This window comes from Pseudomonas syringae (genome assembly GCF_001698815.1).
In the GTDB taxonomy this organism is placed as follows: domain Bacteria; phylum Pseudomonadota; class Gammaproteobacteria; order Pseudomonadales; family Pseudomonadaceae; genus Aquipseudomonas; species Aquipseudomonas syringae_A.
On sequence record NZ_LGSI01000072.1, the window covers coordinates 66,189 to 90,935 of the forward strand.

A 24,747-nucleotide genomic window follows, 5' to 3' on the forward strand; every position below is an offset into this window, starting at 1 on the left:
CCATGCGCAACATATCCAAAGGCTTTACCTTGATCGAGCTCATGATCGTCGTGGCGATTGTCGGTATTCTGGCTGCGATTGCGTACCCCAGTTACACAGAGTATGTGCGGCGTACCCATCGTGCTGAGATAGCCAGCCTGTTGTCGGAGCAGACTCAGTCGCTCGAGCGCTTCTATTCAAAAAACGGCAGCTATACCGATGCGACAGGGGTGAACACAGGCAACGATTACTACACCATCGCCAAGACCCTCAATGCTCAAGACTTCACGCTTGCAGCTACCGGCAAAGGTATGATGGCCAACGACAAGTGCGGTGTCTTCACGATTACGAATACCGGCGCGCGCACCAACCCAGGCGCAACCAACGGTACAACCAGCAAAGACTGCTGGAGCCGCTGACTTCTACTTTTGACATAGAGAGCAAGATGTCCAAGCAACACGTTGTGATTGTCGGCGGCGGGGTCATTGGGTTGTTGACTGCGCTCAACCTCGCTGCCGAGGTGGAAAGTGTCGTTCTGCTGGATCGTTCCAATGTCGGCCAGGAGTCCTCCTGGGCTGGCGGCGGGATTGTTTCGCCGCTTTATCCGTGGCGCTACAGTCCGGCGGTGACGGCGCTGGCGCATTGGTCGCAGGATTTCTATCCGCAGCTGGCCGAGCGGCTGTTTGTGCGGACCGGGATTGATCCTGAGGTGCATACCACGGGGTTGTACTGGCTGGATCTGGACGACGAGCAGCAGGCGCTGGATTGGGCTGCGCAAAACAATCGCCCGTTGAGCGCCGTTGAAGTCTCTGCTGTGCATGACGCTGTGCCGGTGCTCGGCGAAGGTTATTCGAGCGCGATTTACATGGCCAACGTCGCCAACGTGCGTAATCCGCGACTGGTGAAGTCGCTGACGGCGGCCTTGCTGGCGTTGCCGAATGTCACGATTCATGAGCAGTGTGAGGTCAGTGGTTTTGTTCGGGATGGCGATCGAATTCTGGGTGTGAGTACTGCGTCTGGCGATATTCTTGCCGATCAGGTCGTCCTGGCTGCCGGGGCCTGGAGCGGTGAGTTGCTCAAGACCCTTGGACTGGATTTGCCGGTGGAGCCGGTCAAAGGCCAGATGATCCTCTACAAGTGCGCATCGGATTTCCTGTCGAGCATGGTGCTGGCCAAAGGGCGTTACGCGATCCCGCGCCGCGACGGGCATATTCTGGTGGGCAGCACTCTGGAGCACGAAGGCTTCGACAAAACGCCCACCGATGCGGCGCTGGAAAGCCTCAAGGCGTCGGCCATCGAATTGATCCCGGCGCTGGCCGATGCGCAGCTTGTCGGCCATTGGGCCGGTTTGCGTCCCGGCTCGCCTGAGGGTATTCCCTATATCGGCCCGATGACCGGGTTTGAAGGGCTGTGGCTGAACTGCGGTCATTACCGCAATGGCCTGGTTCTGGCACCGGCGTCGTGTCAGCTATTGGCCGATTTGGTACTGGGACACGAGCCGGTGATCGATGCCGCGCCGTATGCGCCGCAGGGCAGGGTTGTCAGCAATTGAAACCTGTAGGAGCGAGGCTTGCCCGCGAATCGGTATTTCAGTCGGCATATCCATCGTCTGAAACGATGCCTTCGCGGGCAAGCCTCGCTCCTACAGTTTTAGGCTCTATTCCAGACCGAGTTTCTTGAGTCGATATCGCATCGACCGAAACGTCAGTTTCAGGCGCTGCGCCGCAGCCGTGCGGTTCCAGCGGGTTTCTTCCAGCGCCTGGAGGATGATCTTGCGTTCGATGTTTTCCAGGTAGTCCTCCAGGTTGTCGATATCGGCGAGGTTGTGTTCGTCCTGTTCAAGCGGGCCGGCGGTTTGCGCAAGGCGCAAGTCCCCAATGTCGATGCGATGGTTTTCGCAGAGGGTGTAGGCGCGCTCCAGAATATTCTCCAGTTCGCGCACGTTCCCCGGAAACCGATAGCTTTTCAGGGCCGACAACGCCTGGGGTTCAAGGCGTGCAGCCGCTTGCCCCGAACCGTTCGCCAGGCGCTGTAGAACATGTGCCGTCAGTTGATCAAGGTCTTCGCGACGTTCCCGCAACGGTGGCACAGCCAGTTCGATGACGTTGAGGCGGTAATACAAATCCTGCCGGAAACGTCCAGCCGCCACTTCCGCGCTCAAATCCTTGTGGGTTGCACACAGGATTCGCACATCCACCACCTGTTCCTGCTGATCGCCGATGCTGCGCACGGATTTTTCCTGAATCGAGCGCAGCAGTTTTACCTGCATCGCCAGCGGCAAATCAGCGACTTCATCGAGAAATAACGTACCGCCGTTGGCTGCCTGAAACAGTCCTGGCTTGTCCTCGTGGGCACCGCTGAAACTGCCTTTGCGATGGCCGAAGAACTCGCTCTCCATCAGCTCGGTAGGAATGGCCCCGCAGTTGACTGGAATAAATGGTCGTTCAATGCGCGGTCCCTGCTCATGAATCAGCCGCGCCACCAGCTCCTTGCCGCTGCCGGACTCGCCGCTGATATAGATCGGCGCCTGGCTGCGGGCCAGTTTGTCGATTTGCTGGCGCAGGGCGCGAATGGGCGGCGAATCGCCCAGCAGGCGGCGGTCTATGCTGCGTTCGCTCTGGCTGGGCGCTTGCAGGCGCAGGGCGCTGCTCACCAGTTCCCGGAGGCGGCCCAGATCCACGGGTTTGGTCAGAAAGTCGAACGCTCCGGCCTTGAGCGCGTGAATCGCGGTGTCGAGGTTGCCGTGAGCGGTGATCATCGCCACCGGTACTTGCGAGTGACGCTGCTGGATGTGCTGGACCAGCTCCAGGCCGTTGCCGTCCGGCAGGCGCATGTCGGTCAGGCACAAATCGAAGGCTTCGCGTGCCAGCCAGTCGTGGGCTTCCTTGACGTTGCGGGCGCTGCGGGTATCGAGCTTCATCCGGCCAAGGGTGATTTCCAGGAGTTCGCGAATGTCTGGTTCATCATCGACGATCAGAATTTTTTGTCGCTGGATCATGGTCAACTCAACTTCAACGGGTGAGCGAAGGTGATGCGCAGGCAACTGCCGCCACCTTCCCGAAATGTGTAGTCCAGCTGTGCCTGATTGCTCTCGCAAAGTTCTCTCGAAAGATAAAGGCCCAGGCCGGTGCCCTTGCTTTCGGTGGTGTAGAACGGTTCGAAAAGCTTGCTCAAATGTTCGTCAGCTACGCCGGGGCCGTCGTCGAGCACTTCCAGTACTGGCAATTCACTGCGTGGGTCCTGAAACAGCCGAAGCCAGACCTGCGCGCGTGCATGCTGCTTACCACTGTAGCGCAAACCGTTTTGCAGCAGATTGCTCAATACCTGAGTGAGCTGCTCCGGGTCCATGCGGGTGGTCAGCGGCGCGGCTTCAATCGCCAGATGAACGGTCTGGTTGGGTGCTGCGCGGCTGCGCGCCTCGGCGACGAACTGTTCGAGCCAGGCCTTGAGATCAAGCATCTGCGGTTCAGCTTGTCGGCGTCGCGACAGTTGCAGCACGTTTTCAATGACCCGGTTCATGCGTTGCGACTGGTCCTGAATGATCTGATTCAGGCGGCGGTCACCACCTTCCAGCGCTTCGGACTCATGCAGCAGTTGCGCCGCGTGGCTGATGGCGCCCAGCGGATTACGGATTTCATGGGCAATGCCAGCGGTCAGGCGACCCAGCGCGGCCAGCTTCAGTTGTTGTGCCTGTTGGGAAATCTGCGAAAGGTCTTCGAGAAAAATCAGTGTCTGGCGCTGCTCGCCCCGATTGAGCGCGACGAATGTCGGCAGCAGGATTGGCCCGATGGCCGAAGTGGAAATGCTCTGCGGCACCAGAACCGGATTGATCAACCATTGGCGAAAGCGCGTGACCAGTTGCGGTGAATAACTGTCGATGGTCTCGCCCAGCAAGTTTTCATGGCCCAGGAGGATCAGTGCGCTCTGGTTGGCCAGCACTACCTGGCGACGGGCGTCCAGAACCAGAATCCCGGTGCGCATGCGCTGCAGAATCAGCGCATTGAGTTCTTCCAGGTTGTGGACGTCAGTTGCGCGCTGTTCGGCCAGCACCTCGCTGATGTGCAGTCGGCGGGTCAGTGCTTGCACCATAAGGGCTGCCGCGAAGCACAAGGCACCCAGCGAACCGGCCTGCACGTAATGGCTGGCGGCGGAAGGGCTGCTGAAGCTGATGTAGAACGTCAGGTAAATAATGCCAATGGCCGAGACGGCCGCGATCACCACACCGGTGCGTCCGCGCAACAGAACGTTGCTGATTGCCACCGATGCAATCAACAGGTTGCCGATGCCGCTGGGTGGGCCGCCTGCGGCATAAAACAATCCGGAAAGCATGATGGCGTCGGCCATGGCCAGGGCGAAAAGCTGCGCCTTGTGGCCCGGCCGATCCAGCAGCACCACGACCAGGATGTTGAACACCAGATAAAGCCAGCAACCGGTCCGAAACAGATTCGGATTGACGAACTCCAGCAGCTCGGTGTCCATGCCGCTGGAGATCAACAGGACCAGCATGATGCCAATGGTCAGTCGATACAGGTGGTACAGCCGCAGAATCCGCTGGGCTTGGGGACTGCCGAGGGAAAGAGCCTCAGCGATCACGTGCGGCGGGGCCTTCTAGCCGATGCGCCTCGCTGCAATACCATTGCTGATCCTGACTCAAGGCGCGGTCGCGAGGCAGGTGAACACCGCATTGCGCGCAACGAACCATGGGTGCGGCGGCAATTTCGGGCGCTTGCGCCCTGGTTTTTTTGGCGGGAGGATTAAGCAGACGCTTGATGAACCATACGATTGCCGCGATCAGCGCAACCCACATAATTAAGCGAATCATGACTACCAGCTTGGTGATTGAGATTTCGCAGTGTAGCGAAGGAATGTCTGTTGCGCTCCTTGTATGTCAGCGGCGATCAGACGCCGCACCATTGTGCAGTAAACACCGGCCCGGTTGGAGCGAGGCTTGCCCGCGAATCAGGCGCCTCGGTGAACCAGACCCACCGAATTATCGTTCTTCGCGGGCAAGCCTCGCTCCAACAAGTCGAAAAAAAAGAGACCCGAAGGTCTCTTCTTTAATCCGCAAATGAATCAGTCAAAGACGCCCAGCGTCATGTAGCTGAACCATGAACGGTTGTTGTTATTGCCTTCCGCTTCGTGTTCCTGCTCGTCGATTTCGTCCTGGTTCTCAGGCAGAAGCTCGCGAGGGATCGCTTCCTTGGCATCTTGATACTGCTTGATCACGTCCTGGTTGGCACGAGTCTGACCCGGTGGCAACGGCGGGCTGCTTTCGATCAGGCCCAGTGTTGCCTTGGACAGCCACGAACGGTTGTCGGCTTCGGCTTCACGCGGCACAAACTGACCGTCCACCAGTTGCGGGTGGTTCGGGTAGTTGGTCTTGAGCACTTCAAGGCTGGTAGCCGCCAGGTCGTCCAGGTGCAGACGCTGATAGGATTCGACCATGACTGCAAGGCCGTCGCCCACCGATGGGGTTTCCTGGAAGTTTTCGATCACGTAACGGCCGCGGTTCGCCGAAGCGACATAGGCCTGACGCGTCAGGTAGTAGTCGGCTACGTGGATTTCGTAGGAGGCCAGCAGGTTGCGCAGATAAATCATGCGCTGCTTGGCGTCCGGCGAATAACGGCTGTTCGGGAAACGACTGGTCAGCTGGGCGAACTCGTTGAACGAGTCGCGTGCCGCGCCCGGGTCACGTTTGGTCTGGTCCAGCGGCAGGAAGCGCGCCAGCAGGCCGACATCCTGGTCGAAAGAGGTCAGGCCTTTCATGTAATAGGCGTAGTCCACGTTCGGATGCTGCGGATGCAGGCGAATGAAGCGCTCGGCAGCCGATTTCGCAGCCTCCGGTTCACCACTCTTGTAGTTCGAGTAGATGAGTTCGAGCTGAGCCTGATCGGCGTAGCGACCGAACGGATAGCGCGATTCCAGTGCCTTGAGCTTGTCAGTGGCAGTGCTATAGCTGTTATTACCCAGATCGGCCTGCGCCTGCTGGTACAGCTCGACTTCACTCAGGTTTTCGTCGATCACTTCCTTCGACGAACAGGCAGCGGTGAGTGCGAGGATGGCTATCAGCAGCAGGTGTTTCACTTGCATGGCGGCTTGCGTCCCTATAACGGTCGCTGTCTTGGGCGTGACCGTCCTGTTATGATGGGCGCCCCGCGGAACCCCCGGGGCAAAAGACGCCGTATTTAACCACAAGCGCGCTGCCGAAACCAAAGGCTAGCCGCCACCTAGTCTGGCCATGTCCGAAAATATAGAACTTCGCGCAGAGGTGCCGTCCGATTTGGGCGGTCAACGCCTCGATCAAGTCGCCGCACAATTATTCGCTGAGCACTCGCGCTCGCGCCTCTCCGCCTGGATCAAAGACGGTCGCCTGACAGTGGACGGGGACGTATTGCGTCCACGTGACATCGTGCATGGCGGCGCTGTTTTGCAGCTCATTGCCGAACAGGAAGCCCAAGGTGAATGGGTTGCGCAGGATATTGCGCTCGATATCGTCTACGAGGACGATCAAATCCTGGTGATCAACAAGCCTTCCGGGCTGGTTGTGCATCCTGCCGCCGGTCATGCCGATGGCACACTGCTTAACGCTTTGCTGCACCACGTTCCAGACATCATCAACGTCCCGCGTGCGGGTATCGTGCATCGTCTGGACAAAGACACCACTGGTCTGATGGTGGTCGCCAAGACCATTCAGGCCCAGACCCAGCTCGTGACCCAGTTGCAAAACCGCACGGTCAGCCGGGTTTATGAGTGCATCGTGATCGGTGTGGTCACGGCCGGCGGCAAGATCGACGCGCCGATTGGCCGTCACGGTCAGCAGCGTCAGCGCATGGCAGTCATGGAAGGCGGCAAACAAGCCGTCAGTCATTACCGCGTACTCGAACGTTTCCGCTCCCACACGCACGTGCGGGTCAAGCTGGAAACCGGTCGTACTCACCAGATCCGCGTACACATGGCGCACGTCAACTACCCGTTGGTCGGTGACCCTGCCTACGGTGGTCGTTTCCGTATTCCGCCAGCGGCGAGCGTGACCATGGTCGAGTCGCTGAAAAGCTTCCCGCGCCAGGCCTTGCACGCACGTTTCCTGGAGCTGGATCATCCGACCACCGGTAAGCGCATGAGCTGGGAATCGCCATTGCCTGACGATTTCGTCTGGCTGCTGTCGCTGCTCAAGCAAGATCGCGAGGCGTTCATCGGGTGAATGACTGGTTGATTCCCGACTGGCCCGCGCCTGCGGGAATCAAATCCTGTGTCACGACCCGAAAGGGCGGCGTCAGTCTGGCGCCGTTCGACAGCTTTAACCTGGGCGATCATGTCGATGACAGCCCGCAAGCTGTCGCCAGCAATCGCCTGCACCTCACGTCAACGTTGAATATTCATCCCGCGTGGTTGAAGCAGGTCCACGGCGTTGTAGTGGCTGAAGCGGATCCATCACGTGTCATGGAAGCCGACGCCAGCTGGACGGCGACTCCCGGCATCGCTTGCACCATCATGACCGCCGATTGCCTGCCGGCCCTGTTTTGTACACTGGATGGCAAGCGCGTCGCTGCGGCCCATGCCGGATGGCGTGGGTTGGCGGCTGGAGTTCTGGAAGCAACCGCTGACAGTCTGGATGTGCCGCCCGCGCAAATCATGGTCTGGCTCGGACCGGCTATCGGCCAGCCGTCATTCGAAGTCGGCGCGGAAGTCCGTGAAGCCTTTATAAGCAGTCATCGGCAAACAGACGAAGCTTTTATACCCAGCGAAAATCCTGGACGCTTCATGGCCGACATTTATGCCCTGGCGCGTTTGCGCCTTGCAGCCCACGGAATTACTGCCGTTTATGGCGGCGGTTTCGATACCTTTACCGATTCACGCTTCTATTCCTACCGTCGAAATTCCCGAATCGGTCGTTTCGCTTCTCTGATCTGGATTGATCACGCCTGATCGTCCTGCAGTCCGCCCGCGAGCCAGCTAGGCTTGTTTGGCAGAAACTCTGACCTGCATCAATCAAACGCTGCTTGAATCTCGCACAATCGCCCGCATCTATTTGGCATCCAGCAGGTTTTCGTCATAGGTGTGTGTTCATTGCTCCGGCCTGCTTATATAGGAAGGTGACAAATGCGTATCGATAGATTGACCAGCAAATTACAGTTAGCGTTATCTGATTCACAATCACTGGCGGTCGGCCTCGACCATCCGGCCATTGAGCCTGCACATTTGATGCAGGCGTTGCTTGAGCAACAAGGCGGCACCATCAAGCCGTTGCTGATGCAGGTCGGCTTTGACGTCAACAGCCTGCGCAAGGAATTGAGCAAAGAGCTCGACCAGCTGCCAAAAATCCAGAATCCCACCGGCGACGTCAACATGTCCCAGGATCTGGCGCGTCTGCTGAATCAGGCTGATCGCCTGGCGCAACAGAAAAGCGACCAGTTCATCTCCAGCGAGCTGGTGCTGCTCGCCGCCATGGACGAGAACAGCAAGCTGGGCAAATTGCTGCTCGGCCAAGGCGTCAGCAAGAAAGCCCTGGAAAATGCCATCACTAACTTGCGCGGCGGCGCGGCAGTCAACGACGCCAACGTCGAAGAGTCGCGTCAGGCGCTGGATAAATACACCGTCGACCTGACCAAGCGCGCCGAAGAGGGCAAGCTTGATCCGGTGATCGGTCGCGATGATGAAATTCGTCGCACGATCCAGGTGCTGCAACGCCGGACCAAGAACAACCCGGTGTTGATCGGCGAACCTGGCGTGGGTAAAACCGCCATCGCCGAAGGTCTGGCGCAACGCATCATTAATGGTGAAGTGCCGGACGGCCTCAAGGGCAAGCGCCTGTTGTCGCTGGACATGGGTTCGCTGATCGCGGGCGCCAAGTTCCGGGGGGAGTTCGAAGAGCGTCTGAAGTCGCTGCTGAACGAGCTGTCCAAGCAGGAAGGGCAGATCATTCTGTTCATTGACGAACTGCACACCATGGTCGGCGCCGGTAAAGGCGAAGGCTCAATGGATGCGGGCAATATGCTCAAGCCAGCCTTGGCCCGTGGCGAACTGCATTGCGTCGGTGCGACCACGCTCAACGAATACCGTCAATATATAGAGAAGGATGCGGCCCTCGAACGGCGCTTCCAGAAAGTGCTGGTGGAAGAGCCTAGCGAAGAAGACACCATCGCGATTCTGCGTGGCCTGAAAGAACGCTACGAAGTTCACCATAAAGTCGCCATTACTGACGGCGCGATCATCGCGGCGGCCAAGCTGAGCCATCGCTATATCACCGACCGCCAGTTGCCGGACAAGGCCATCGACCTGATCGACGAAGCGGCCAGCCGTATTCGTATGGAAATCGATTCCAAGCCTGAAGTGCTCGATCGCCTTGAGCGTCGCCTGATTCAGCTCAAGGTCGAATCCCAGGCGCTGAAGAAAGAAGACGATGAAGCAGCGATCAAGCGCCTGGAAAAACTTCAGGAAGAGATTGTCCGCCTGGAACGCGAGTACGCCGATCTCGAAGAGATCTGGACCTCGGAAAAAGCCGAAGTCACCGGTTCCGCGCAGATCCAGCAAAAAATCGAGCAATCGCGTCAGGAGCTGGAAGCCGCACGTCGGCGCGGCGATCTGAACCGCATGGCTGAATTGCAGTACGGCATCATTCCGGACCTGGAACGCAGCCTGCAAATGGTCGATCAGCACGGCAAGCCGGAGAATCAGTTGCTGCGCAGCAAAGTGACTGAAGAAGAAATCGCTGAAGTTGTGTCGAAGTGGACCGGCATTCCAGTGGCGAAGATGCTCGAAGGCGAGCGCGACAAGCTATTGAAGATGGAAAGCCTGTTGCACCAGCGCGTGATTGGCCAGGACGAAGCGGTAGTAGCCGTCTCCAACGCCGTGCGCCGTTCCCGTGCCGGGTTGTCTGATCCGAATCGCCCGAGCGGCTCGTTCATGTTCCTCGGCCCGACCGGCGTGGGTAAAACCGAGCTGTGCAAGGCATTGGCGGAATTCCTCTTCGACACCGAAGAGGCCATGGTGCGAATCGACATGTCCGAGTTCATGGAGAAACATTCCGTGGCGCGGCTGATCGGCGCGCCGCCTGGCTATGTCGGCTATGAAGAGGGCGGTTATCTGACCGAGGCGGTACGTCGCAAGCCTTATTCGGTGATCCTGCTGGATGAAGTCGAGAAGGCGCATCCGGATGTGTTCAACATCCTGCTGCAAGTGCTCGAAGACGGACGCCTGACCGACAGCCATGGCCGTACGGTGGATTTCCGTAATACGGTGATCGTCATGACCTCGAACTTGGGCTCCGCACAAATCCAGGAGCTGGTGGGCGATCGTGAGGCGCAACGCGCGGCGGTCATGGATGCGGTGAGCACCCACTTCCGGCCGGAGTTCGTCAACCGTATCGATGAAGTGGTGATCTTCGAGCCACTGGCTCGCGACCAGATCGCCGGCATCACCGATATTCAGCTGAGCCGTTTGCGTGCTCGTCTGACCGAACGCGAGCTGACGCTTGAACTGAGCCCTGAGGCGATGGACAAGCTGATCGCGGTTGGCTACGACCCTGTGTATGGCGCACGGCCACTGAAGCGTGCGATCCAGCGCTGGATCGAGAATCCGTTGGCGCAGTTGATCCTGTCGGGCGGCTTGCTGCCCGGTTCGAGCGTCACCGGTACCGTGGTAAACGACGAGATCGTGTTTGGTTGATAAATAGCCAGGCCGCTTGCCTGCAAAGATTTATCGCTGGCAAGCGGCTGCTGTTGATTGCTGCAAGGGTTGATTGGGCAGAATCCCCCGATTTGTCTTGTTCCAAAGGCGATCTGAAAAAAAATCGCAAATCATTGTCTTCAAAGCAATTTAGGGGGTTGACACCTGTTTTTAAAATTGTAGAATAGCGCGCCTCAGAGACGTGAACGCAGCGATGCAAACACAGCGAAGAGGACGAATTAACAAGTTAACAGCGCGTTAGTTCAAGGTTGTAAAGTTGTAGAAGTTACATCTGAAATCGATAAGTTCCGCGATAGCTCAGTTGGTAGAGCAAGTGACTGTTAATCACTGGGTCCCTGGTTCGAGTCCAGGTCGTGGAGCCAGATTTCAATATGTAGCTGTATCGGGGTATAGCGCAGTCCGGTAGCGCGCCTGCTTTGGGAGCAGGATGTCAGGAGTTCGAATCCCCTTACCCCGACCATTTTTGGGTCGTTAGCTCAGTTGGTAGAGCAGTTGGCTTTTAACCAATTGGTCGTAGGTTCGAATCCCACACGACCCACCATTTTTGGCCTCAACAGTAATGTTGGGGCCGGATCTTATAGATCTGATGCCATTAGCATCAAATCGCAGACGGCTGGTTGAGGCGTCTTTAAAAAGTTTAAAACGGGGTATAGCGCAGTCCGGTAGCGCGCCTGCTTTGGGAGCAGGATGTCAGGAGTTCGAATCCCCTTACCCCGACCATCTTCACAAAAAAGCCCGATTGAAGCCTTGCGCTTGAATTGGGCTTTTTTGCGTCTGTTCGTTGGAGCGAGGCTTGCCCGCGAATCAGGCGCCTCGGTGGCCCAGATCCAACGCGTTATCGTTCTTTCGCGGGCAAGCCTCGCTCCAACAATCACTCGTTTAGCCAGCCCTTTGCACAGCCCATTCCACCCGGTTACGTCCCTGCTGCTTGGCGCGGTACAGCGCGGTGTCGGCGGCTTTCAGGAAGTCGGTGATGCTCGATTGCCCATCGGGAGCGACTACCGCAACGCCCACGCTTACCGTCAGGCTCTTGAACGGCGACATATCGTGTGGCAGCTGCAGTTGCTCTATCTCCCGGCAAATCGTGTCGGCGAATGCCCGCGCGTGTTCTTCGCTGGTTGACTGCAAGATGATGGCGAATTCCTCTCCGCCGTAGCGCGCCACAAAGTCGCCGTTGCGACGTACATGCGCGGTCAGCTCTGCTGCCACCCTGCGCAGCACCTCATCCCCGGCCTGGTGGCCGTAGCGGTCGTTGTATTGCTTGAACAAGTCTACGTCGAGCATCGCCAGCATCAATTTCTGGCCGTTGCGGCTCGCGCGGTTCCACTCGGTGGTCAGGGTTTCGTCGAATTGACGACGATTGGGAATGCCGGTCAGACCATCCGTGGCGCTGATTGCGGCGAGTTGTCGGTTCGACACTTCCAGTTCATGAGTACGGCTGCGCACCCGCGTCTCCAGCTCAAGTTCCCGCATCTGCATTTCCTTGAGCAGAATGGAAAAGCCGATGCCGATCAGGCTCAGGGTGAAAATAAACTCCTGGGCGCGCAGCACTTCCAGCTGCATGGACAGACCGCCGAACGGCTTGAGCCCCATGGTCATCATCATCGTGATCGACAGCGACACCAGTGCGACGAATATGGTGGTCAGGCGGATGCCAAAACGAAAGGCGATGACGGCCGCACCCGGTAGCAGCAGTGTCGGCGTGACGGTTATTTCGTCCACGTTGCCGCCGTAGTGTTCGACGATGACTGAGGTCACCACGATGAGGGTCATGACCAACAAGGCCTGGTCGAACCGCGTCAGGCGAATTTTCTGCAGCGCAGGCTGAGTCAAGGCCAACAGCAGCGGGGTGTAGATCAGCAGGCCGAGTGCATCGCCGAACCACCATAAACGGACCAGCGTCAGATAGTGGCTGGTAACGCCGCCGACTTGCTGGAGCACGAAAGCTGCCATCAGGCTGGCGAGCAGCGCTCCGGTCAGCGGTCCGGCGAGGACGAACTTGACCAGGTCTTCCAGGCGCTGCAAGCGCGGGGAGGCACCGCTGCGTTTCATCAGCAGGTAAGTGACGACGACCTCGGTGAGATTGACGGCGCTGAGCAAGACGGCTTCGTACCAGCTGAACACGCCAAGATTACCCAGTACGTCGGAACTGAAGGTGATGGCAGCCAGCAGCGGCGCGCGCCGCCCTCGAACCCGCAACAACGCCGCGAGCAATACCGCGTTGGGGAGCCATACGACGACTACGTTGTCCGGTGTGACCGCGCAAAAAAAGGTCAGTTTGACGCTGGCGAAGTGAATCAACATGAGCAGCGCGCAGAACAGCAAACCGGGGCGCTGCCAAAATTTTTCAGGTGGAGCGATCATCACCGACATCCAAAAGCAGGTGACGCGAATGATTGTCTGCGCCACTTACCTTGTCAATTGGATGGCTCGCGCCTCACGAAGAACCAATAACCACCTACGTTGAAATGCAGCTCGCTCCAACGGAGCCTATGTACTCAAGCTGGCCGCCTCGCGAGCAAATTCGCTCCTGAGTACTTAACGACCGGTAGGAGGGGACTTGTCCCCGAATGCGATGGTCCTGACAACAAAAGTCCGCAAGGTTAACGCTGCCTGAGCTACCGTCTTTCGGGGACAAGTCCCCTCCTACCTAATGTTCTATAAGACGGTATTTACAGAGCAGAGTTATCGCATCAATGCAGCTTCATCCGCGGTTCGGTGCCTTTGCCGATGCGGCTGCCGAGCATCAGCATCAGTGTGCGGAAGGTGCCGTACAACGCCATTTGATGCATGCGGTACAGCGAGATGTAGAACATCCGCGCCAACCAGCCTTCGAGCATCACGCTGCCCATCAGGTTGCCCATCAAATTACCCACGGCGGAGAATTTCGACAGCGAGATCAGCGAGCCGTAATCGGTGTATTTATAGTCCGGCAACGGTTTGCCTTCGATCCGCAGGCGCAGGGATTTAACCAGCAGCGAGGCTTGTTGATGCGCCGCCTGGGCCCGAGGCGGGACGTTGCGGTCCGAGCCTTTTTGCGGGCAGGCGGCGCAGTCACCGAAGGCGAACACATTGTCGTCGCGGGTCGTTTGCAGGGTAGTGCGCACTTGCAGTTGGTTGATGCGATTGCTTTCCAGGCCGTCCAGCTCATGCAGGAAAACCGGCGCACGGATGCCAGCCGCCCAGACCTTCAGCGTGGCCGGGATAACCTGGCCGCTGGCGGTGATCAGGCTGTCGGCGGTGACTTCGCTGACCGCCGCATTGGTCAGGACCGTGACGCCGAGTTTCTCCAGCGTGGTGTGGACCGGGCCACCGATTCGCTCAGGCAGCGCCGGGAGTACCCGAGGGCCTGCCTCGATCAGCGTGATGCGCAGATTTTCCGGCTTGATGCGGCCCAGGCCGTAAGCCGCCAGTTCGTGTGCCGCGTTGTGCAATTCGGCCGCCAGCTCCACCCCGGTCGCACCGGCACCGACGATGGCCACAGTGATTTCTTCGGTGATGTCGGTTTGGCCAGCATGAGCGCGCAGGTATTGATTGAGCAGTTGCTGGTGAAACTTTTCCGCTTGCAGGCGGGTGTCGAGGAACAGGCAATGTTCCGCCGCGCCCTGGGTGTTGAAATCGTTGGTGGTGCTGCCGACCGAAATCACCAGCGAGTCGTAGTCCAGGCTGCGCGCGGGCACCAGTTCCTGGCCGTTTTCGTCCAGCGTCGCGGCCAGATGCAACTGGCGTTGCTCGCGGTCCAGCCCCGTCATGCGCCCGAGCTGAAACTGAAAGTGATTCCACTTGGCTTGCGCCACGTAGTTCAGCTCGTCTTCATAGGAATTGAGCGAGCCCGCTGCCACTTCGTGCAGCAATGGTTTCCAGATGTGGGTCAGATTGGCGTCCACCAACGTGACGATGGCCGTGCCTTTCTTGCCCAGGGTCTTACCCAGACGGGTAGCCAGCTCCAGACCGCCGGCGCCTCCGCCAACGATGACAATACGATGCGTCATAGAGATATCTCATAAGGTTTAAGGAATTCGGGGGGCGAGGGCGGATCTGCGGGAGCGCGACAAGCGGCTCATAGCGTCAGATAGCTCAACAAACGGCTCAACAGGCCCAGGCCAACCACAACAGCCACCACCACGATCAGGAGCAGCCATGGCCGAAAAGGCCGGCGCTCGACTTGATGTTGGGGAGCTTGCAGGTACTCTTCGACACGTTGTTGGTCTTCAGGGTTCAGACGGCTGGACATATATGCCTCTCTGGTAAAAAGCTGCCTCTTGGGTAAATAAGCAACCTCTTTGGATAGAACGGCTAGTCGGCGATGAAATCCAGCGGTTCGACGCGCAATGAGTCATCAAGGCGAATAATTCCGCTCTGGATCACTCGGGCGGTGATGCCGCCATGCCCACGTACGGCTTGAAACGTGCCATGCCCAAGCCGTTGCTCCAGGCGGGCACAGGGCTGGCACCAACCGGTGGTTTCCAGAATAGCCTGACCGACCTTGAAGCGTCGGCCTTTGAGACTGAACAGATTGATGCCGCTGATCACCAGGTTGCGCCGCAAATCCTGCGGCACGATGGGTTGCTCGGCAGCGCGACCGAGCAGCGAGCTGACCACCGCCAGATGCTCCCATTGGATCAAGGTGACCTGGCGCGCGTTACGTGGGCCTGGGCGCGAATGGTCGCCGGTCAGGCCCGCTTCACGCCGCGCTTCCACGGCCTCGAGTTCGATCATCTCGGCGCGGGATTCTGGACGCACGCCGATCCAGCGCACGCGGCCTTGCTGGGGCACATCCGCCAGCAGTTCTTGCAAGGGGCTCATAAGCTGATTCCAACATCGAAGACAACACTGCGACCCAGATTGGTCCGCAGAAAATCCGGTGCGCCGGGATGGGCAAACAGCACCCTGGCAAAGGTGGGGCCGACCAGCGACAGCGACCGCCAGCCTTGGCGCAGGTATTCGGTGGGCGGTGGGAAATGACTGTTCAGATCCAGCACCTCGCGCTTGAGACTGGCGAAAGCGATGATGTCCAGCTCACCCAGATCCAGGCCGCGTTCGCGATAATTGTGGGCTTTTTTACGCAAGGTTGGACCCAGGCGTTGCAGCAGTTCCGGCGCGGGAATGCGCTTGGGCTTGGCTTCACGCCGTACCAGCTGGCTCAGGGAAAACGCGCTGCGTCGGCGCGCCAGTTCTTCACGCCACTCATCGTTGAGGCGGCGGCCTTCATCGAGCACGAAGAACACCTCGAAACAGGCATCGCGAAACAGCACATCCGGCGGTTCCTGCCCGGCGGCGGCGAAGTCTTCATTGCGATGCGGTATGTTCAAACCCTGTAGCAGGCGCTGACAAACCCATCGCTCACGCTCCCACTTTCGCGCATTGGAGAGGAACGCGTTGGCTTGTTCGGCCTGGATCGTGAGCAGGCGAAGGTAGTCGGAGTCATCCATAGGCCCAAGCTTAGCGTTCAATTCGCGATAACTGAAAGGTTGTTTAGCGTTCGAGGGCTGATACGCAGAACTTGTTGACTCGAAACTGTAGGAGGGAATTCATTCCCGAATAGGCCATTGCAAGCACCAAAGTCCCAAGGTGCCTGCACCGACGCCTTCCCGGATGAATCCGGTCCTACAAAAGTATCGGCCGCCATGCGACGTTGCTACACAGCCATCTCCCGGCTCATCTCGGCTATCCTGTGGTTTTAACCGATCCGGGAGAACCCACGTTTGAAGCTCTGGCCAATCCTGTTATTGATTTTGCTGCCATTGACCGCGCAGGCCATTGAAATCGGCGACCCTGTGCCGTCATGGAGTCTGCTGGACCAGTTCGACCAGCCTTACGCGATGGACCAACACAAAACCCAGACGATTCTGGTCGCCAGCAGCATGAGCGCCGGCAAGACCATGGAAAAGGCCCTCAAGGACAAGCCCAAAGGCTTTCTCGAAGCGCGCCGCACGGTGTTCATCGCCGATATCAAGCCGATGCCTGCCTTGATCACCCAGTTTTTCGCCGTGCCAAAAATGCGCAAGGTGTATTCCTATCGCGTGGCGCTGGATCGCGAAGCGTTGATCGCGCCGGGTTACGGTGGTGATCCGAGCAAAGTGCAATGGCTGCAACTCAAGGACGGCAAGCTGGTGGAACGTCGCGAATTCAACGGTCCAGACGAATTACGGGAGGCGCTTGAACAACCATGATCGGCGCGCAGGTCCTGACCGCGGAAACCATGACCACAGCCTGGCTGTTGTACGTGCCGGTGTTGTGCTGGGCCATCTGGCGTTCGCCCTGGGTTGAACTGTTTACCGACAGCCGCCGTCAGCATCTGTTGTTCGGAACAGTGTTCGCGTTGTTTTTGCTCTGGCTGGTGCGGCGGGATTTCGACACCGGCGTGTCCTATCACTTCATCGGCATGACCGCCGTGACCCTGCTGCTGGATTGGCCTTTGGCGATTCTCGGTGGGCTGGTGGCACAGGTGGGATTGGTGGCGCTGGGTCGCCAGGATCTGGCGGCACTTGGCGTCAACGGCCTGCTGTTCATCGGGCTGCCGGTATTGGTCACCGAAGCCTGCGCGATGCTCGTCGAGCGGGCGCAACCGAAAAGCCCGTTCGTGTACATCTTCTGCTCGGGATTTCTCGCGGCGGCGTTGGCGGCGTTGTTGTGCCTGTTGCTGGCGTTGGGTCTGTTGTGGTTTGAAGGGCTGTTCGAAATGCCGATCTGGCTTGCCGACTTCATCGGCTACCTGTGGCTGATCATTTTCCCCGAAGCCTTCATCAACGGCATGATTGTCAGCGCTTTGGTGGTGTTCAGTCCTGAATGGCTGGAGACGTTCAATCGTACGCGCTACCTGTCAGCGCCCTGGAATGACGGGCGCTCAGGCGACGACACCTGAGCGGCGCTCGGTGCCGTTTTGATCAATGGCCGCGTTCGGGGAAATCACCGGAAAACAGTTCGTCTTCGGCATCCGGGCTGACCGGAATCGCGTGTTCTTCCGACGCCCATGCGCCCAGATCGATCAGCTTGCAGCGCTCGGAGCAAAACGGCCGGGAAGGGCTGGCGGCGCTCCATTCCACAGGTGCGCCGCAGGTTGGGCAATCGACGGTTTTTGCTTGGCTCATGACTGGCCTCCAGACAACGTTAAATAGAAATGATGCAGCCGCTCGACTTCGCTTTGCAGCCAGGCGTGATCGCGGTCGTTGACCAATACATCGTCGGCATGTTTCAGCCGCTCTTCACGACTGGCCTGCACCTTGAGAATCGCCTGGACCTGCTCCTCGCTGGAACTGTCGCGCAGCATGGTGCGCTGCACTTGCAGCTGCTGCGGTGCGTCGATTACCAGCACGCGCTGGGTCAGCTTGTATTGGCCTGACTCGATCAACAGCGGCGAAACCAGAATCGCGTAGGGCGAAGTTGCACTGGCCAGATCGCGCTGGATTTCCTCGGCAATCAGCGGATGCAGCAAGGCTTCCAGCCAGCGGCGTTGCTCGGCATCTTCGAAAATCAACCCGCGCAGGGCGCTGCGATTGAGGGTGCCGTCGGCTTGCAACACCGTGGGGCCGAAATGCTCGACGATTTTCGTCAGCGCAGGCCGACCCGGTTCGACCACCCAACGTGCGGCGTGATCGGCATCAACCACGTGAACGCCAAGGCCGATAAAACACTGCGCTGCCGCGCTTTTGCCGCTACCGATGCCGCCGGTAAGGCCGAGAATCCAGGGTTTGATCACGCTGTTGGTCATTTGAAACCGGCAAACTGCAAATAAGAGGCGGTTATTTGACCACCCCAGAGCAAAGCGATCCAGCCTGCAATGGCCAGATAAGGACCAAAGGGGATTGGCGTGCTGGTCGCCACGTTGCGCACACGCAGCATGATCAGCCCCAGAATCGCGCCCACCAGCGAGGACAACAGAATAGTCAGCGGCAAAATCTGCCAGCCGCCCCAGGCGCCGAGCATGGCGAGCAACTTGAAATCGCCCTGGCCCATGCCTTCCTTGCCGGTGACCAATTTGAACAGCCAGAACACCGACCACAGGGTCAGATAACCCGCCACCGCACCCCACAGCGCATCGCCAAGGCTGGTGAACAACCCGAACGAGTTGACGATCAGCCCCAGCCACAGCAACGGCAACACCAGCGCATCCGGCAGCAACTGATGATCGGCATCGATCAGACTCATCGCCAGCAAACCCCAGGTCAACACCAGCATCGCTCCGGCCTGCCAGCCGAAGCCGAAATGCCAGGCGATAAATGCCGACAATACGCCGCACGCCAACTCCGCCAGCGGGTAACGCTTGCTGATCGGCGCCTTGCAGCTCGAACATTTGCCGCCGAGCAGCAGATAACTCAGCACCGGCAGGTTTTCCCAAGGGCGAATCTGATGCGCGCAATGCGGGCAGCGCGAATGCGGCAGGATCAGGTTGAACGTTTCGCCCGCAGGCTCGGCCGGAAGACCCAGCATTTCCCGGGACTGGGTTTTCCAGTCGTTTTCCATCATTTTTGGCAGGCGGTAGATCAGGACGTTGAGGAAACTGCCGATTAAAAGGCCCAGTAAGAGTGCGGATAGGATGAAGGCGAGGGGGGAGGTGGCCAGGAAGTCGAAGAGGGACATTTTTAGACGACGTTTCCGAGTTGGAAGATAGGCAAGTACATTGCGATAACAAGGCCGCCGACTATGATCCCAAGCACCGCCATTATCATGGGCTCCATCAGGCTGGTCAGGCTGTCTACCATGTTATCCACCTCCTCTTCATAGTAAGTGGCAACCTTATCGAGCATGTTATCCAGCGCACCGGACTCCTCACCAATGGCGGTCATCTGAATCGCCAGACTTGGGAATACACCGACGGAACGCATTGAAAAGTTGAGCTGCATACCTGTCGAAACATCTTGGCGGACTTTCAATACAGCATTCCGGAATACAACGTTACCCGTAGCGCCCGCTACGGAGTCCAGTGCTTCTACCAGCGGCACGCCCGCAGCGAAGGTCGTCGCAAGGGTCCGCGCAAAACGGGCAACTGCAGACTTGAAGAGCAGAGGCCCGATTACTGGTACTTTCAGCAATCCACGATCAATGCTATCGCGTAATTTTAACGATTGTTTGTAGGCGCGTTTGAATAGAAAGAAAGCTGCAACCATCAAACCTAAAATTAAAAGCCACCATTCCTGAACAACATTGGAAAGGCTGACGACCATTTGAGTGAACGCTGGTAGCTCTGCTCCAAAGCTCGAGAATACAGACTGAAACTGGGGCACAACTTTAATCAGAAGGATGCCGGAAACAATGAATGCAACAACCAGTACGGCGGTCGGATAGGTCATTGCTTTCTTGATCTTAGCCTTGAGTGCTTCGGTCTTTTCTTTATAAGTAGCGACTCTATCCAGCAGGGTTTCCAGGGCTCCTGCCTGCTCACCTGCATCTACAAGGCTGCAATACAACTCATCGAAATATTGCGGCTTTTGCCTCAGCGCGGTAGCAAAGCTATTGCCCGCGGCAACTTCCTGTTTGACGTCATTGATCAACTTGCGCATGTTCGGGTTGTCGGCGCCTTCGATGATGATATCGAAGGACTGCAGCAGCGGTACACCGGCCTTCATCATCGTCGCCATCTGCCGTGAGAAGAAAGCGATGTCCAACGGTTTTATTTTTTTCCCCTCGCCAAAGATCGAGACGGATTTTTTGCGAACTTTAATCGGGGTTATACCCTGCTTGCGCAGCTGGGCCTTGATCAAGGCAACATTATGCCCGGTCAGTTCACCGGTCATTTTCGTGCCTTTCTTATCCGTGCCTTCCCATGTGTAGGTGCCGACTTTTACTGCTTTGCTGGCCATGGTCAGTCCTTGGTCACGCGGTTGACTTCTTCGAGGCTGGTAATACCTTGCATCGCTTTCCTGAGTCCTGATGTGCGCAGGTCATTGAAACCGTCTTTGCGCATCTGGATGGAAATATCCAATGAGTTACCTTCTTCCATAATGATCCGTTCCAGCGCCGGGGTTTTTTTTACCACCTCGTAAATACCGACGCGGCCCTTGTAACCGCCATTGCAAAGATCGCACCCAACTGCCGCGTAAATTTTGAATTTGCCGATCTGATCTTCCGGGAAGCCTTCCTGGATCAGGGTTTCCCGGGGTATATCCGCCTCTTTTTTGCAATGCGGGCACAACTTGCGCGCCAATCGCTGGGCAATGATCAGGTTAATGGCCGTGGCAATGTTAAATGCCGCAACGCCCATATGGTGTAAGCGAGTCAGCGTTTCCGCAGCACTGTTAGTGTGCAGGGTCGACAAGACCAAGTGGCCGGTCTGCGAAGCCTTGATGGCGATCTCGGCTGTTTCCAGGTCACGAATCTCGCCGACCATGATTACGTCAGGATCCTGACGCAGAAAGGCACGAAGTGCTTGGGAAAAGTCCATTCCTTGACGCGGATTGACGTTGACCTGGTTTATGCCTTCAAGGTTGATCTCCACCGGGTCTTCGGCAGTGGAAATATTGATATCCACGGTGTTCAGGATATTCAAGCCGGTATACAACGATACGGTTTTACCTGAACCCGTAGGCCCAGTGACCAGAATCATGCCCTGAGGCTGGCGCAACGCTTCCAGATACAGCTCTTTTTGTTCCGGTTCATAACCCAGTGCATCGATACCCATTTTGGCGCTGGTGGGGTCAAGAATCCGCATCACGATCTTTTCGCCCCAAAGCGTCGGCAAGGTGTTGACCCGGAAATCGATCGCTTTGGTTTTCGAGATGCGCAGCTTGATGCGTCCGTCCTGAGGCTTGCGGCGTTCGGAGATATCCAGGCTGGCCATGACTTTCAAGCGTGCAGCGATGCGGCTGGCGAGATGGATCGGCGGCTTGGCAACTTCGTGCAGGATACCGTCGGTACGCAAGCGCACCCGGAAGGTTTTTTCGTAGGGCTCAAAGTGCAAGTCGGAGGATCCGAGGCGGATGGCATCAAGCAACATTTTGTTGACGAAACGTACCACCGGCGCATCGTCTGCATCGCCCTTGGTGGAAAGAGTGCTTTCTTTGCTGTCATCGGTTGTTTCGATTTCCAGACCTAGATCAACATCCGTCAGATCACCCAACCCGCTATTGGAGTCAAAAAACTTTTCGATAGCATCGCTGAGCTTATCGTCCTCGACCAGAATGGCTTCAGTCGTAAGCCCGGTATTGAACTGAATGTCGGTAATGGCCTGATGATTGGAAGGGTCAGAAATCCCGACAAACAACTTGTTACCGCGCCGCCACAGGGGCAGCGCTTGATGCTGGCGAATGAGTTTCTCACTGACCAAACCTTTGGGCTGGCTATCCTTGTCCAGACTTCTCAGGTCAAAAAATGGGATGCCGAATTGATCGGAAGCCATTTCCGCCAGGACCAGTGCCTTGACCAATTTGTTTTGGACCAGATAGCTGACCAGCGAAACCTTGTCACGGCGCGCTTGCTGGAAAGCTTGCTGCGCAGCTTTTTCATTCAGAAGTTCGGTAACAACCAGTTGTTTGGCCAAACCGGTGAGGACGACATCACTCATAAAACCACCAGACACAGACAGTGCGAGGTTTATAGCGTAGTCGGGCGTTGCTGCCAATGATGTGAGGCAATGTGACGTAATTTGTCAGTTTGTGCTTGGAAGCTAACGCTGAAAACGTTGCTGTCGATGCGAAACAAGCAATAGCTTTAGCAAATATTGTGTTGGCACGGCCTATGCTTTTATCTCCGCAGGTTACATCTTATTGACGCACTGGAGCAGTACCCATGAAGGCACAGAAAGGTTTTACTCTTATCGAACTGATGATCGTTATTGCGATTATCGGTATTTTGGCGGCGGTGGCGCTGCCCGCTTATCAGGACTACACCGCTCGCGCGAAGGCTTCGGAATTGATACTGGCAGCGAGCAGTGCGCGCACGTGTGTTACAGAAACTGTTGCCTCCAAGGGCTCATTAACGGCGTTGGACGCCTGCGCAACGGGATTTGTGCCGACTACGTACGCGACAACTATGACGGTCGGAGCTACTACTGGCGTCATTACTGTTGGCGGTACGATCAGCGGTACTACGACATCTGTAGTAATGACTCCAACCAAATCAACATCGGGTACTGATATCACTGGTTGGACGTGTGCAGGCACACCGGCTAACTACATGCCCGGTTCTTGCAAAGCATCTTCTCCTACTGGTTCATAATTTTTGAGCGGCCAGGTGAGCGAGCCTACCTCGGACTATTATTCCGCAGCGGCTATGCTGCGGTGAAGCCGAAATAGCTCAGCCCGGTAGAGCAGCGCACTCGTAACGCGAAGGTCGCAGGTTCGATTCCTGTTTTCGGCACCGGCTTCACGATTTACACCGTTTTACGCTTCACCTACCTACACCGCCGCAAACGAAAAGCCCCGCACATGCGGGGCTTTTCGCGTTATGGCGGTCGTCAATAACACCTCACGTCCAATACAGCCCCCCTCTTTAAACATTCACCTGATAAAGCCCAAGATGCCGCCCATCGACGCAGCGGACGTCCGGTCCGTCGATAAAAGCCATGTCGTGGCCTTCATGGTCGACCAGTCGCCTGGGTGAGCAGAGGACGAGGATGCCGATGTCGCCGCTCCAGTCGCGGCGCGGGTCGTGTTCGAGGTAGGCGTAGACCCGCCGGCCCTGGATGCGCCAGACGGGGTTTTTCTGATCGGGGTCTTTTACGTCGTAGGTGGCGGTAGGGTCGAAGACGAAGTTGGCAGTCATGGCGGTGTCCGTTATCAGGCGTGGCCGACTGCATGTAAGACCAGGTCTGTTTAGTTGTTGGGGGATGACGTCTCGTTGGCGGGTAGCCAGATGCATTCGGCCAGCTGCAATGACAGGTCGGCCGATTCTCCATTGGCCAACGCTCTACAGGCATTGCTTGCCCATTCCTGGTATTCGGCGAAGGTGAATACGCCGGTACGCTGAAGCTCCAGCAACCGTCCGCAAAAGATGCCGATGCGGAAGATGCGGGTCGACACTTCGTCGGGTTGCCCCAACTCCTCCAATGCCATATGGAGTTCAAGTCGTCGTTGGGTTTTCAGCGATTCATCCAGGTTGTCGTTCATTGCCGCGACCCCAGTATGGCGTAATACATCCGCACGTCTCCGGTACAACTTAGTACAAATTCATGTAAGTACAGCACCGCTCGTCGTCGATGTCCGCTTCTCTCTCCCCGAAGCGAGAGCCACTTGTCAGCAGGGCCTTACATGGCCTGCAAAAAAATCATCTGTGGCTACACTGGCTTCAGGTCTTTTCACGCAGTCAGCGCGCCAGCGCTCTATGACAGGCCTCGCGGGTCGTTGTCTGAGTTCGAAGGTTTCTCTGTGTCGCTCCTGATCTCTTTGATGATGACGGGAACGATCCGGTAGGCATCCCTGACGTAACGCTTGCCCAGACGCCGTGGCTCATGAATGAAACGGTGCAGCCATTCAAGTGACAGGCGTTGCATCCATTCCGGTGCTCGCCTGACTTTTCCTGAGAGAAACAGCAGTGATGCGCCGACGCACAGGCCAATCCCTACAGCCTCGCGACCTTCGAACACCCGCATCGCGAGTATTTCCTGGCGCGGCGAGCCCACTGAAAACACCACCATCCGCGCCGGATGTTCATTGATGAAGGCAATGGTGCGTTCGATTTCCCGGGCATCGTCGATGAAACCCATCGGCGGGTTGTAATGGCGGAAGGTGATCGAGGGATTCATCTGCTGCAACGTGGCAATGACTTCCTGCTCACAGCCGATGACGGTCACCGTCCAGCCGCGCTCCTGCGCAATCTGGATCATGTCCCGAGTCAGCGTGCTGCCGGGAATCGCTTCGGCGATGTCGGCGTGCAGCCGATTCAACAGCGGGAACAGCACGCGGCTGTCGCATAGCCGATACGCAGCGTAGCTGTAAGCCCTGCGCAAATCCTTGTCGTGTTCCAGCATCACCACGTGGTCGACGTTTGGCGTCACGACGTAGCGAAACGACCTGCTGCTGAGCACGGTCAGTTCGCGGACGAGATCCTTTCGTTTCCGATTATAGAAATCGATGCCGAATACTTTCATAAGGTGATCCTTGCGCTTGATCGCCGTAGCTCACGCGATGTTCCGAAGGGACTTGCCTG

Annotated in this window: 25 protein-coding genes and 5 tRNA genes; 13 read left to right on the forward strand and 17 right to left on the reverse strand. The window is 57.5% G+C overall.

Annotation, left to right across the window (positions count from 1 at the left end; genetic code table 11):
• Positions 1-2: 2 nt before the first annotated feature.
• Together AFK24_RS27150 and thiO are read left to right on the forward strand one after the other, a co-directional pair.
• Positions 3-398 carry a type IV pilin protein gene (locus AFK24_RS27150; RefSeq protein ID WP_065836182.1) on the forward strand — a complete coding sequence of 132 codons (396 nt, stop codon included), beginning with the start codon at positions 3-5 and terminating at the stop codon, positions 396-398.
• A gap of 26 nt (positions 399-424) precedes the next feature.
• Positions 425-1,531, forward strand: a complete 1,107-nt coding sequence (gene thiO / locus AFK24_RS27155; RefSeq protein WP_065836183.1) for a glycine oxidase ThiO — start codon at positions 425-427, stop codon at positions 1,529-1,531.
• Between the two features lie 105 nt (positions 1,532-1,636).
• Here the strand turns inward: thiO and AFK24_RS27160 are convergent, their stop codons facing one another.
• The 4 genes from AFK24_RS27160 to AFK24_RS27175 all read right to left on the reverse strand — a co-directional run bounded on the left by AFK24_RS27160 (position 1,637) and on the right by AFK24_RS27175 (position 6,069).
• Entirely contained in the window at positions 1,637-2,974 is a 1,338-nt protein-coding gene (locus AFK24_RS27160) for a sigma-54-dependent transcriptional regulator (protein WP_170826405.1), read from the reverse strand.
• A gap of 5 nt (positions 2,975-2,979) precedes the next feature.
• Entirely contained in the window at positions 2,980-4,572 is a 1,593-nt protein-coding gene (locus tag AFK24_RS27165) for a sensor histidine kinase (RefSeq protein WP_065836185.1), read from the reverse strand.
• Positions 4,562-4,801 (reverse strand): PP0621 family protein, encoded by a 240-nt coding sequence (locus AFK24_RS27170; protein WP_080482337.1) that lies wholly within the window; start codon positions 4,799-4,801, stop codon positions 4,562-4,564. Before AFK24_RS27170 ends, AFK24_RS27165 begins: the two co-directional genes overlap by 11 nt.
• 251 nt (positions 4,802-5,052) lie before the next feature.
• Positions 5,053-6,069 carry an outer membrane protein assembly factor BamD gene (locus AFK24_RS27175; RefSeq protein ID WP_065836187.1) on the reverse strand — a complete coding sequence of 339 codons (1,017 nt, stop codon included), beginning with the start codon at positions 6,067-6,069 and terminating at the stop codon, positions 5,053-5,055.
• Positions 6,070-6,217: 148 nt separating this feature from the next.
• On the opposite strand from AFK24_RS27175, the gene rluD reads away from it, so the two are divergent.
• The 7 genes from rluD (at position 6,218) to AFK24_RS27210 (ending at position 11,385) form a co-directional block, all read left to right on the forward strand.
• Complete coding sequence (gene rluD / locus AFK24_RS27180; RefSeq protein WP_065836188.1) at positions 6,218-7,180, forward strand: 23S rRNA pseudouridine(1911/1915/1917) synthase RluD; 963 nt, start codon at positions 6,218-6,220, stop codon at positions 7,178-7,180.
• The gene (gene pgeF, locus AFK24_RS27185) at positions 7,177-7,905 is read left to right on the forward strand and encodes a peptidoglycan editing factor PgeF (RefSeq protein ID WP_065836189.1); all 729 of its coding nucleotides are present in this window, start codon (positions 7,177-7,179) and stop codon (positions 7,903-7,905) included. Before rluD ends, pgeF begins: the two co-directional genes overlap by 4 nt.
• Before the next feature lie 174 nt (positions 7,906-8,079).
• The gene (gene clpB, locus AFK24_RS27190) at positions 8,080-10,644 is read left to right on the forward strand and encodes an ATP-dependent chaperone ClpB (RefSeq protein WP_065836190.1); all 2,565 of its coding nucleotides are present in this window, start codon (positions 8,080-8,082) and stop codon (positions 10,642-10,644) included.
• 307 nt (positions 10,645-10,951) lie between these two features.
• A tRNA-Asn gene (locus tag AFK24_RS27195) sits at positions 10,952-11,027 on the forward strand.
• A gap of 21 nt (positions 11,028-11,048) precedes the next feature.
• Positions 11,049-11,125, forward strand: a tRNA-Pro gene (locus tag AFK24_RS27200).
• 5 nt (positions 11,126-11,130) lie between these two features.
• A tRNA-Lys gene (locus tag AFK24_RS27205) sits at positions 11,131-11,206 on the forward strand.
• 102 nt (positions 11,207-11,308) lie between these two features.
• Positions 11,309-11,385: transfer RNA gene (locus tag AFK24_RS27210), tRNA-Pro, on the forward strand.
• 159 nt (positions 11,386-11,544) lie between these two features.
• Here the strand turns inward: AFK24_RS27210 and AFK24_RS27215 are convergent.
• From AFK24_RS27215 to AFK24_RS27235, 5 genes are all read right to left on the reverse strand, one after another.
• Positions 11,545-13,029 carry a sensor domain-containing diguanylate cyclase gene (locus tag AFK24_RS27215; RefSeq protein ID WP_065836191.1) on the reverse strand — a complete coding sequence of 495 codons (1,485 nt, stop codon included), beginning with the start codon at positions 13,027-13,029 and terminating at the stop codon, positions 11,545-11,547.
• A gap of 329 nt (positions 13,030-13,358) precedes the next feature.
• Positions 13,359-14,657: an NAD(P)/FAD-dependent oxidoreductase gene (locus AFK24_RS27220; RefSeq protein WP_065836192.1), complete on the reverse strand. Its 1,299-nt coding sequence runs from the start codon at positions 14,655-14,657 to the stop codon at positions 13,359-13,361.
• 68 nt (positions 14,658-14,725) lie between these two features.
• Positions 14,726-14,899 carry a DUF3094 family protein gene (locus AFK24_RS27225; protein WP_065836193.1) on the reverse strand — a complete coding sequence of 58 codons (174 nt, stop codon included), beginning with the start codon at positions 14,897-14,899 and terminating at the stop codon, positions 14,726-14,728.
• A gap of 62 nt (positions 14,900-14,961) precedes the next feature.
• A complete protein-coding gene (locus AFK24_RS27230) occupies positions 14,962-15,471 on the reverse strand; it encodes an MOSC domain-containing protein (protein WP_065836194.1) in 510 nt (169 codons plus the stop codon).
• Positions 15,468-16,097 carry a DUF1780 domain-containing protein gene (locus AFK24_RS27235; protein WP_020291059.1) on the reverse strand — a complete coding sequence of 210 codons (630 nt, stop codon included), beginning with the start codon at positions 16,095-16,097 and terminating at the stop codon, positions 15,468-15,470. The genes AFK24_RS27230 and AFK24_RS27235 overlap by 4 nt, the downstream gene beginning before the upstream one ends.
• A gap of 273 nt (positions 16,098-16,370) precedes the next feature.
• On the opposite strand from AFK24_RS27235, the gene AFK24_RS27240 reads away from it, so the two are divergent.
• Both AFK24_RS27240 and AFK24_RS27245 read left to right on the forward strand, forming a co-directional pair.
• Positions 16,371-16,838 (forward strand): hypothetical protein, encoded by a 468-nt coding sequence (locus tag AFK24_RS27240; RefSeq protein ID WP_065836195.1) that lies wholly within the window; start codon positions 16,371-16,373, stop codon positions 16,836-16,838.
• Complete coding sequence (locus AFK24_RS27245; protein ID WP_065836196.1) at positions 16,835-17,530, forward strand: energy-coupling factor ABC transporter permease; 696 nt, start codon at positions 16,835-16,837, stop codon at positions 17,528-17,530. Before AFK24_RS27240 ends, AFK24_RS27245 begins: the two co-directional genes overlap by 4 nt.
• A 22-nt stretch (positions 17,531-17,552) precedes the next feature.
• On the opposite strand, the gene yacG is transcribed toward AFK24_RS27245, so the two are convergent.
• From yacG to pilB, 5 genes are read right to left on the reverse strand one after another with little or no spacing between them, the layout of a single operon-like run.
• Positions 17,553-17,756 carry a DNA gyrase inhibitor YacG gene (gene yacG, locus AFK24_RS27250; protein ID WP_065836197.1) on the reverse strand — a complete coding sequence of 68 codons (204 nt, stop codon included), beginning with the start codon at positions 17,754-17,756 and terminating at the stop codon, positions 17,553-17,555.
• The gene (coaE, locus tag AFK24_RS27255; RefSeq protein WP_065836198.1) at positions 17,753-18,376 is read right to left on the reverse strand and encodes a dephospho-CoA kinase; all 624 of its coding nucleotides are present in this window, start codon (positions 18,374-18,376) and stop codon (positions 17,753-17,755) included. Before coaE ends, yacG begins: the two co-directional genes overlap by 4 nt.
• Positions 18,373-19,245, reverse strand: coding sequence for a prepilin peptidase (locus AFK24_RS27260; protein WP_065836199.1), 873 nt, complete (start codon positions 19,243-19,245; stop codon positions 18,373-18,375). The genes coaE and AFK24_RS27260 overlap by 4 nt, the downstream gene beginning before the upstream one ends.
• A 2-nt stretch (positions 19,246-19,247) precedes the next feature.
• Positions 19,248-20,465: a type II secretion system F family protein gene (locus AFK24_RS27265; RefSeq protein WP_065836200.1), complete on the reverse strand. Its 1,218-nt coding sequence runs from the start codon at positions 20,463-20,465 to the stop codon at positions 19,248-19,250.
• Positions 20,466-20,467: 2 nt separating this feature from the next.
• On the reverse strand, positions 20,468-22,165 hold the full coding sequence (gene pilB / locus AFK24_RS27270) for a type IV-A pilus assembly ATPase PilB (RefSeq protein ID WP_065836201.1): 1,698 nt from the start codon (positions 22,163-22,165) through the stop codon (positions 20,468-20,470).
• A 224-nt stretch (positions 22,166-22,389) separates the two neighbouring features.
• On the opposite strand from pilB, the gene AFK24_RS31830 reads away from it, so the two are divergent.
• Both AFK24_RS31830 and AFK24_RS27275 read left to right on the forward strand, forming a co-directional pair.
• Positions 22,390-22,818, forward strand: coding sequence for a pilin (locus AFK24_RS31830; protein WP_080482338.1), 429 nt, complete (start codon positions 22,390-22,392; stop codon positions 22,816-22,818).
• 67 nt (positions 22,819-22,885) lie between these two features.
• Positions 22,886-22,959 (forward strand) — tRNA-Thr (locus AFK24_RS27275).
• 132 nt (positions 22,960-23,091) lie between these two features.
• Here the strand turns inward: AFK24_RS27275 and AFK24_RS27280 are convergent.
• The 3 genes from AFK24_RS27280 to AFK24_RS27290 all read right to left on the reverse strand — a co-directional run bounded on the left by AFK24_RS27280 (position 23,092) and on the right by AFK24_RS27290 (position 24,688).
• Positions 23,092-23,364 (reverse strand): hypothetical protein, encoded by a 273-nt coding sequence (locus AFK24_RS27280; protein WP_065836202.1) that lies wholly within the window; start codon positions 23,362-23,364, stop codon positions 23,092-23,094.
• Between the two features lie 50 nt (positions 23,365-23,414).
• A complete protein-coding gene (locus tag AFK24_RS27285; protein WP_065836203.1) occupies positions 23,415-23,708 on the reverse strand; it encodes a hypothetical protein in 294 nt (97 codons plus the stop codon).
• Positions 23,709-23,920: 212 nt separating this feature from the next.
• Positions 23,921-24,688 (reverse strand): WecB/TagA/CpsF family glycosyltransferase, encoded by a 768-nt coding sequence (locus tag AFK24_RS27290; protein ID WP_065836204.1) that lies wholly within the window; start codon positions 24,686-24,688, stop codon positions 23,921-23,923.
• Between the last annotated feature and the right edge of the window lie 59 nt (positions 24,689-24,747).